This window comes from Streptomyces sp. NPDC004752 (assembly GCF_053601275.1).
The window spans coordinates 64,791-73,213 of the sequence record NZ_JBSGBN010000039.1 but is presented as its reverse complement, the minus strand read 5'-3'; the positions used below and the strand labels follow the sequence as shown (position 1 = coordinate 73,213).

Sequence of the window (8,423 nt, the reverse complement as noted above, 5' to 3'; positions counted from 1 at the left end):
CGCCCGTTGTCGATGCTCCTGACGCCCGGCCAGTACGGCGACAGCCCGCAGTTCGAGGCAGTACTGGAGAAGATCCGCGTGCCTCGCGTCGGGCCTGGCCGGCCGCGTACCCGGCCCGACAGCCTCAGCGCCGACAAGGCTTACAGTTCCCGGAAGAACCGCCGCTGCCTGCGGCGGCGCAAGATCCGGCACACCATCCCCGAACCCCGTGACCAGCGGGCCAACCCGGCGCAGGCGCGGCTCGGACGGCGGACGCCCGACCGGCTTCGACAAGGAACGGTACAAGAAGCGCAACGTCGTCGAGCGGGCCATCAATCGCCTGAAGAATCACCGGGCCGTGGCGACCCGCTACGACAGACGCGCCTACGTCTACCTCGGAACTGTCACCGTCGCGGCCCTGGTCATCTGGCTCCGAACATGATCCAGGAAACAGAACCTAGTCGCCACGATGGAAGCCGCCGAGGACGAGATGCGGTCCTTCGCGACCGCCGAGCGTGGCCGACTGTACTTGGGCAGCTTCTGGTCAGCGGGCTTTCGGCTGGTCCCTGCGGTGCTCGCAGATCTCCTCCGCGACCGCCCCCAGGTCGACGTCCGGTACGAGGAAGCCGACCCGCACATGACGCTGCCGGCGGTCAATGACGGGCGGCTCGACCTCTGCGTGGTCTTCGAGTACGGGACAGTACCCCGCACCTGGCCCAAGGACCTGGACTGCACCTTGATCCTCGAGGAGCCGCTGTATGTCCTGGTGCCCAGCGGTCACCGACTGCCCCGGCGCAAGCACGTCCGCATCGCCGACCTTTCCCAGGAGCGGTGGATCTGCTCCCACGAGAACACCGACGCGGCGCGTTTCCTCTTCCACATGTGCGCGGAAGCCGGCTTCCGCCCCGAGGTGCTCTTCCGCACCGACGACTACAACCTCCCGTTCGAGCTGGTGCGCCGCGGTCTGGGGGTTGCCGTGGTGCCCGAGCTGGCCATGCTCGAATCGCACGAGGTGCATGTCATCCGGCTCGCCCACCCCTCGTATGTGCGCCGGGTCTTCGCCGTCCGCCGTACCTCGGACCTCAACCCCTTCCTGAACCAGGCGATCTCCATGCTCCAGGCCGCGGCCGAAACAATCGACCACCGCGTCACACGCTCCGAACTGCCGACAGCGAGCTGACGCCGTACGCTCCATCGCCTCGGCGTACGCCGCTGGTAGCCGGGCCGGGCGACACCACACCGACCGACGCGAATGCGAGAGCCATGGCCGCGTCTTCCACCAGGGAACCAGCCCGCACATCGGTGACGGCCACGACCCGCAGGGCGAACCCCAGCTCTTCGGCAAGTCGCTCCCCGCGCTGCTGGGAAATGAGCTCGGCGAGCGCGCGCCACCGCCTGGACGAATCCCAGAGGGTCACCCATGGATCGGTCAACCCGGCCTCCCCGGACGGCGATGCGGTGTGGGACACCGTCACCCCAGGGGTCGGCGCGGACAACCTCTTTGACAGGTCCCATCCGAACGACGGGCGCCGGGCGTGTGCTGGGCCCTCGACGCCGTCAGGCGCTCGACGAACGCCTGACGGAGCGCTGGGCGGGGCGACGAATCGGTCAGGCGAGGTTGACGAGTCTGAGGTAGCGGCCCCAGTCCCAGTTCGGCCCCGGATCGGTGTGGTCGGTCCCGGGTACCTCGACGTGCCCGAGGATGTGCGCCCGGTCCTTGGGGATGTCGTATCTCTCGCAGATCGCCGCCGTCAGCTTCGCCGACTGTGTGTACAGCGCGTCGGTGAAGTAGGCGGGCTGGTCCACCCAGCCCTCGTGCTCGATACCTACGCTGCGGGTGTTGTAGTCCCAGTTCCCCGCGTGCCAGGCGATGTCGGCCTCACGCACGCACTGCGCCACATGCCCGTCCGCGGAACGGACCACATAGTGCGCCGACACTTTCTTCTGCGGGTTCTGGAAGATGGACAGGGTGCTGGCATACGTCTCCTGGGTGACGTGGACGATCACGCGGTCCACGGAATAGTCACTGGGGCGGGTGGACGCCGTGTAGTTGGAGCTGCTTGCCGACTGCCACTCGGCGGACGGATAGTCGACGGCCTGGGTCTGCGCGCCGGCGCGGGCGTCGGGCAGCAGCGCGTAGGGCACCGCGGCGAGGGCCGCGCCCTTCAGGATCCGTCGTCTGCTGGGCAGCGGTCGGGACCGGTCCATGGTCGATTCGCCTTTCGGGTGTGGGGGGATTCGGGAACTTCCGTGGCGAGGTCAGGTGCGAAATGCCTCCGCCGTCTCGTACAGCCGTGTGTGTATTCCGCTAGGGGTCTCGCGGGCGGGCGGCCATTCCTTGCGGATCTTTGCGACGCAGGTGTCATGGGTGTCGCACATGTTGGCCAACGGTGAGTCGACCGCCTGGGCCGCGAACAGGGACGTGTCCGGCTCGGCGAACCCGTAGTAGTGCACCGGCCGCTGCACGAGTCCGACCGAAGCGGTTCTCCGTGTACAGGTCGAGCACCGTGCCGGGCGCGATCCGAGTCATAGGCGGAGCGCTCCTGAACGTCCAGGCGTGTTCGCCCGGTTGAGGTCGAACCGTCAGGACTCGCGGGTCGGTCATCGCCCGGATCCTCCATTCTGCCCAGGCGGGCGGGCACGGTTTCGTCGAGGTAAACGCGGACACCGATGACGACGGTGACGATCACCGCGGCGAGGAACAGGAACGCGGTCACCGGGTCGTAGCCGAACCCGAGTCCCAGCATCGCGCCGACGGTGACTGCGCGATGCACCGCGATGCCCGCGCCGGGGGAGCGGAACAGGACCTCGCGCAGCGCGATGGCGTCCCGCCGCAGCCCCGCGGTGATTTCCCTCGACATGCGTGACCCCCTCGTCCCCTGCTGCACACCCGCGGCCCGGTGCCCGGCTGCGTCTCACGTGAATTACGGTACGGCGTGTGCGGGTTGGGCAGAACGGCGCTGTGTGAATCGGTGGACGAGGGCGGAGCTGTGGACAACGCCGCCACCCGTTCGAAGGAACTCGCCCCGGATTTCGCATGATTGCTCTGTCTCTGTGACAGCGCTGTGACGGGAAGAGTGGTCCCGGTCACAGCACATCATGCTCGAAGCCTGGTCGACTCGGCGGATGCGTGCCATGTCACTCCCGCCACTCGCGGCCATCGCCGCCGCGTCGCTGCTGACGGCCTGCGGCAGCCAGGTGCCGGGTCGGTCCTCCGGCGAGTCGGGCCGTACCTCCTGCGATGTCGCCCACCCGCCGAAGTCGGCGGCGGCAGACGAACGTTACGGACCGGAGACGGACGACGTAAGGATCAGCGACGTCCGCGGCCCGGCCGGTGACTGCGCGGTGTTCCAGGTCACCAACGATCACGACAGGCCCTTCCGGTACACCGTCACCTTCCGGTTCCGGCCCGGGAACGGCGCGGCGCCGGTGAACGCGTCACGCGTCCTGGCATCCGTCGCGCCCAAGACCACCGTGACGGGCACGGTCGACATGCCCGCGCAGCCGACGGGCACAGTCGGCGCGACGCAGGTGGAGGTGGTCAAGGTGCGCAGCGTTCCGACCGAGGAGGCACCGGCCCCGGGCGGACCCTGCCCGTCGTCCGGCGTGCGCTTGTACGCGGACGAGGGCGACGCCGCCATGGGACTTCGCGCGGTGAGCCTTCATCTGGAGAACTGCGGCACGGACACTTACCGCATCGAGGGGTACCCCCGGCTGAGCGTGCTCGACGACGCCCACCGGAAGGTCGAGGGGTTGCGGATCCTGCACGACGGGTCCTCCGTCGCCGGCGGCACGGGAGCCGACGGGCCGCCGCGGCCGCTGGCCCTGAAGCCGGGCGAGCGCGCGCACGCCGGGCTGGTGTGGCGCAACACGGTGCTCTCCGGCACCCCGGTGAACGCTCCCTACGTGCGGGTGTGGGCGAAGCCGGGCGCCGCACCGGTGATGGTGACACCGGAACTGGACCTGGGCACGACGGGGAAGCTCGCCGTCGGCCCGTGGCAGCGGACCGAGTGGCGGTGAACGCCCGGCACGGCGGGCCGCACCCAGCAAGGACCCCCCCGGAACGCCTTCCCGGCCGTCACACCGGAATGCCCTCCCGCAGGTACGCGACGGTTCCGGCCACCGCCGCCGCGTGCAGGGCGGTGAGCGTCGGGAGCCGGGCGACGAGCGGTGTGCGCGTCAACTCGTCGAGGTGGAACAGCGCGTGCCGGTCGTGCTCGGAGCTGAGCCGGATCCGGGCGTCCCCGGCGAGGATGCCCCCGTCGAAGAAGCAGTCGAGGACCGGGCCCGTGCCCAGCACGTCCGCCCGGTGGTCGACGCCGATCAGCCGGGGCGTCGGGCCGAGTTCGATACCCGTCTCCTCCCGCATCTCCCGCCGCGCCGCGGTCCACGGGTCCTCACCGTGATCGAGCATCCCACCCGGCAGCCACCATTTCCCGGAGACCGGCTGCCCGGGCCCGTAGCGCAGCAGCAGGAGGCGGTCCCGGCCGTCCCGCACCACCACGCACGAGGCGAGGAGGGATCGCGGCTGGGACTCGATCCACTCCTCACGGGGCACCCAGTCCGCCATGCACGCCTCCTGGTGTCGGCACGTCGCATGTCTTCCCCCGGCGGTCGCCGGACAATCCGCCTGCCCGGCCCGAACGTTCCTGCGAGGGTCTGGGCCATGCCCACCTTTGCCGCGCCCGACGGCACCGAACTCGCCGACCGCAGGCGTCGGCGCGGTCTCGGCCGCCGGGGCGCCCGCGGTGGTGACACCCCCCGGGTCTGCCTGCCGGGCGGCCCAGGCAGGCCACCGCCCATCTCGGTGAGTTGGGCGGCCTGTCCGCCAACCGACGGCTCATCCTGCCGGACCTACGGGGCACCGGAGCCTCACAACTGCCGACCGACGAGGACCCGTACCGCTGCGACCGTCTCGTCGCGGACGTGGGGGCACCGATCGAGCACCTCGGGCTCGACCGGATGGATCCGCTGGGGCATTCGGCCGACGCGAACCTCGCCGTGCGCCATCCGGAGCGCCATCCGGGACATGTCGGCAGACTCGCGCTGATCACCCCGAGCGTCATGGCCGTAGGCATCACGACCGGCGAAGCCTCCGCCACGCGACGTCGGCGCCACGCGACGGCGAACCCTGGTGTCCGGCCGCCCGCGCGGCCCTCGAAGAGATCGTCGTCGGCCGTGCGACCGCCAGCTCCTGGCGGGCCATCGCACCTTTCGCTCACGGCTGTCGGGACGAGGCGGCGCAACATCACCGGGCTGCCGAGGTGGAGCAGCGGAACGATTCGGCCGCCGCCGTCTTCACCGCGGACGGGGCCTTCGACCCGGACGCCACCCGGCTGGCGCTCGCCGCGTTCGGACAACCGGTGCTGCTGCCGGCCGGCGAGTTCGACCTCAACTCCCCGCCGCGCGCGACGGCCCAGTACACAGCGTTGTTCCCGGACGCCCGGTGCACCGTCCAGCCGGGCACCGGTCACTTTCCCCTGGCTCGACGACGCCGAGTACTTCGTGGGCGCGATCGGGGTGTTCCCACGCTGAGCCGCCCGCCGTCAGGCGACGTGTTCGGCAACCCTCGCAGGATCGTCCAGGACCGCCCGCACCACGAAGTGCGCGGCCCCGAGCAGCGGCCCCTCGGGGCCGAGTCGCGACACCGACACGGGGCAGGGCGGCCCCGCCGTGCGGTCCGCCAGTTCGCCCGTCAGCGACGGCAGGAGCCAGGGCGAGAGCCCGGCCAACGCGCCGCCCAGCACCACGGACTCCGGGTCGAGCAGGTTCACCGCCCCGGTCAGGGCGATGCCGAGCGCTGCACCGGCCTCGTGCAGGGCCCGCCGTACGCCCTCGTGCCCCTCGTCGGCACGCCGGGCGAGCAGCCCGACCAGATCCTCACCGGGGGGAAGGCCGGCCGCGCGCAGGACCGCCTCCTCACCGGCGTACTGTTCGAGGCATCCGCGTCCGCCGCACGGGCAGCGCGGGCCGTCGGGGCGGACCGGGACATGGCCCAGCTCGCCCGCGAAGCCCCGGGTGCCGCGCAGCAGCCGCCCGTCCACCACGACCGCGGCACCGATGCCGATCTCGGCCGACACATGCAGAAAGTCCCGAGGGGCGCTTTCGCCGAGCCAGAGTTCCGCGAGCGCGCCGAAGTTGGCCTCGTTGTCCACGGTCAGCGGCATACCGACGGGCAGCAGGGCGCCGAGGTCCGTGTCCCGCCAGTCGAGGTTCGGGGCGCGCACGACCGTGCGGGCGTCGCGTGCCACCAGGCCGGGCACGGCCACCGCGAGCCCCGCGGGCCACAGCCCCGCCCGCTCCGCCTGGACGACGACCAGGCGCACCAGGGCGGCGAGTTCGTCGAGCACCGGCCCGGCGGCACGGCCACGGTTGGCGCCGTGCCGCACGGCACGCGCGCGTACCTCGCCGCGCAGGTCGACCGCGCACACCGCGAGGTGGTCGACGCCGACCTCCGCGCCGATCCCGGCCGGGCCCCGTCGGCTGACGGCGAGCGCCGATCCCGGCCGCCCCACCCGGCCGGGCCGTTCGGGGCCCAGCTCCTCCAGGAGTCCCCAACGGGTCAGCTCCTCCACCAGGGTCGACACCGCGGCCCGGGTCAGCCCGATGCGCGAGGCGACCGCGGCCCGGGAGAGCGGCCCCTCGGCGCTGACGGCGTGCATCACCCTGGCCAGATTGCGGCGGCGCATGCCCTGCTGGGTGTCGGGCAGGGCGCGGCCGGAATCGGCCGGGCCCTCGTGCAGCGGTGCGGTCATGCCTGTGTCGATCCTCGCTCCGTGTCCCTCGGCGGCGTTCCCGCGCGGTGCCGGTCACGGGGTGTCCGTCCCCCGGGCCAGCAGCGGGGCCGCGTCGGAGAGTACCCCGGAGATCCGGGCCAGCGTCGCCTCGTCCCGCTCCACCGGGTCCAGCACGGGACCCGTCGCCGTGTTCCAGCGGCGGGCGACCGCGGCCGGGTCCTCGCCGGTCAGCAGCCCGGCCGCCTGTGCCGCCGCACCGAGCGCGACCAGCTCCCTGGCCTCGGGCACCTGTACGGGCCGTCCCGACAGCCGCCGTACCGTCTGCTGCCAGGCCGTGCCGCGGGCGCCGCCGCCGATCAGCAGCAGGGGCGCGCTCCGGTCGGCGTCCTCGTCGAGCACCAGGTCGAGGGCGCCGAGCAGCGCGTGAACGGCGCCGTCGTACGCGGCCTGCAGGAGCTGCCCCGACGTCGTGTCGTGGCGCAGTCCGTACAGCAGCCCCGCGGCGTTCGGCAGGTTCGGGGTGCGTTCGCCGTCCAGGTAGGGCAGCAGGGTGACGGCGGTGCCGGGTTCGACCGCCTCCCGGTCCAGTCCCAACAGTGCGGCGATGCGGTCGACGGCGAGGGTGCAGTTCAGGGTGCAGGCCAGCGGCAGCCAGTCCCCGCGCGCATCGGCGAAGCCCGCGACCGTGCCGGTCGGGTCGGCGGGACGGCGCGTGGACACCGCGTACACGGTGCCGGACGTGCCGAGGCTCAGGACCGGGGTGCCGGGACGCAACCCGAGGCCGAGCGCGGCCGCGGCGTTGTCGCCGGTGCCGGGCGCCACCAGGGTGCCCTTGGAGAACGGCAGGTCATGGCTGTCGCGCACGGTGCCCGCCACCTCGCCCGGCCGGACCACACGGGGCAGCAGCGCCGGGTCGAGCCCCACATGGGCGAGGGTCTCCCCGTCGTACGCCTCGGTGCCGGACGCCCACCAGCCGGTGCCGGAGGCGTCCCCGCGGTCCGTGGTGCCCTGACCCGTGAGGCGCTCCGTGAGGTAGTCGTGGGGCAGACGCACCGCCCTGGTGGCGCGGACCGCCTCCGGCTCGTGCTCGGCCAGCCAGGCCCACTTGGCGACCGTGAAGGACGCCCCGGGCACGCTGCCGGTGCGCTCCGCCCATGCCTTCGGGCCGCCCAGCTCCGCCACGAGGCGGCGGGCCTGCGGCGCCGAGCGCACATCGTTCCACAGCAGGGCCGGCCGGACAGGATCGCCCTCGTCGTCCAGGGTGACCAGGCCGTGCTGCTGGCCGCCGATCGACACCGCGGCGGCCTCGCGCGCCGCGTCGCCGCACCGGCGCAGGGCCTCGCACAGGGCGTCCCACCACTGGCGCGGGTCGCTCTCCCGGCCCGTGCCGGAGGTGACGCTGTGCGGTGCCTGGCCGCTCGCCACGACCCGGCCCGTGGCCGCGTCGACGACCAGCGCCTTGGTTGACTGAGTGGATGTGTCCACGCCGACGACGAGCGGACCATCGGCTGTTGACATCGGGCTCTCCCTCTTCCGCGGCTCGCGGGGATCCGACCTGGTCTTCTTCGGTGCATCCAAGGTGTGCCCGAGGGTGTGGCGACCGGGGCGTCACCCCCTTGGGGACATCTTCTCCCTTCCCAGGGATGCGACCGCATACTAATTTGTAAACCGCCATGACGAAATAGTCGCAAGCGAGCAAGGAGCCGC

At 72.2% G+C, this 8,423-nt stretch carries 8 protein-coding genes and 3 pseudogenes; 5 read left to right on the top strand and 6 right to left on the bottom strand.

Annotated elements, in window-relative coordinates; genetic code table 11:
• Positions 1 to 12: 12 nt before the first annotated feature.
• The 3 genes and pseudogenes from ACWEKM_RS18500 to ACWEKM_RS18490 form a co-directional block, all read left to right on the top strand.
• A pseudogene (locus ACWEKM_RS18500) lies at positions 13 to 240 on the top strand (IS5/IS1182 family transposase); the annotation flags it as partial.
• On the top strand, positions 209 to 421 hold the full coding sequence (locus ACWEKM_RS18495) for a hypothetical protein (protein ID WP_451622241.1): 213 nt from the start codon (positions 209 to 211) through the stop codon (positions 419 to 421). The pseudogene ACWEKM_RS18500 and the gene ACWEKM_RS18495, both read left to right, overlap by 32 nt.
• Positions 422 to 448: 27 nt before the next feature.
• Positions 449 to 1,159: a LysR substrate-binding domain-containing protein gene (locus tag ACWEKM_RS18490; RefSeq protein ID WP_451622236.1), complete on the top strand. Its 711-nt coding sequence runs from the start codon at positions 449 to 451 to the stop codon at positions 1,157 to 1,159.
• Positions 1,160 to 1,587: 428 nt separating this feature from the next.
• Here the strand turns inward: ACWEKM_RS18490 and ACWEKM_RS18485 are convergent, their stop codons facing one another.
• The 3 genes and pseudogenes from ACWEKM_RS18485 to ACWEKM_RS18475 all read right to left on the bottom strand — a co-directional run.
• Positions 1,588 to 2,187: an N-acetylmuramoyl-L-alanine amidase gene (locus tag ACWEKM_RS18485; RefSeq protein WP_451622235.1), complete on the bottom strand. Its 600-nt coding sequence runs from the start codon at positions 2,185 to 2,187 to the stop codon at positions 1,588 to 1,590.
• Positions 2,188 to 2,238: 51 nt separating this feature from the next.
• Positions 2,239 to 2,445, bottom strand: a complete 207-nt coding sequence (locus ACWEKM_RS18480) for a hypothetical protein (RefSeq protein ID WP_451622240.1) — start codon at positions 2,443 to 2,445, stop codon at positions 2,239 to 2,241.
• A pseudogene (locus ACWEKM_RS18475) lies at positions 2,441 to 2,584 on the bottom strand (acetamidase/formamidase family protein); the annotation flags it as partial. The gene ACWEKM_RS18480 and the pseudogene ACWEKM_RS18475, both read right to left, overlap by 5 nt.
• Before the next feature lie 530 nt (positions 2,585 to 3,114).
• On the opposite strand from ACWEKM_RS18475, the gene ACWEKM_RS18470 reads away from it, so the two are divergent.
• On the top strand, positions 3,115 to 3,999 hold the full coding sequence (locus tag ACWEKM_RS18470; RefSeq protein WP_451622234.1) for a DUF4232 domain-containing protein: 885 nt from the start codon (positions 3,115 to 3,117) through the stop codon (positions 3,997 to 3,999).
• Between the two features lie 58 nt (positions 4,000 to 4,057).
• On the opposite strand, the gene ACWEKM_RS18465 is transcribed toward ACWEKM_RS18470, so the two are convergent.
• Positions 4,058 to 4,549 carry an NUDIX hydrolase gene (locus ACWEKM_RS18465; protein ID WP_451622233.1) on the bottom strand — a complete coding sequence of 164 codons (492 nt, stop codon included), beginning with the start codon at positions 4,547 to 4,549 and terminating at the stop codon, positions 4,058 to 4,060.
• A gap of 96 nt (positions 4,550 to 4,645) precedes the next feature.
• Between ACWEKM_RS18465 and ACWEKM_RS18460 the strand changes: the two are divergent.
• Positions 4,646 to 5,514 (top strand): annotated as a pseudogene (locus tag ACWEKM_RS18460) (alpha/beta fold hydrolase).
• A gap of 11 nt (positions 5,515 to 5,525) precedes the next feature.
• Here ACWEKM_RS18460 and ACWEKM_RS18455 read toward each other — a convergent pair.
• Both ACWEKM_RS18455 and xylB read right to left on the bottom strand, forming a co-directional pair.
• A complete protein-coding gene (locus ACWEKM_RS18455) occupies positions 5,526 to 6,734 on the bottom strand; it encodes an ROK family protein (RefSeq protein ID WP_451622232.1) in 1,209 nt (402 codons plus the stop codon).
• A 54-nt stretch (positions 6,735 to 6,788) separates the two neighbouring features.
• Complete coding sequence (gene xylB, locus ACWEKM_RS18450; protein WP_451622231.1) at positions 6,789 to 8,234, bottom strand: xylulokinase; 1,446 nt, start codon at positions 8,232 to 8,234, stop codon at positions 6,789 to 6,791.
• Positions 8,235 to 8,423: the final 189 nt, after the last annotated feature.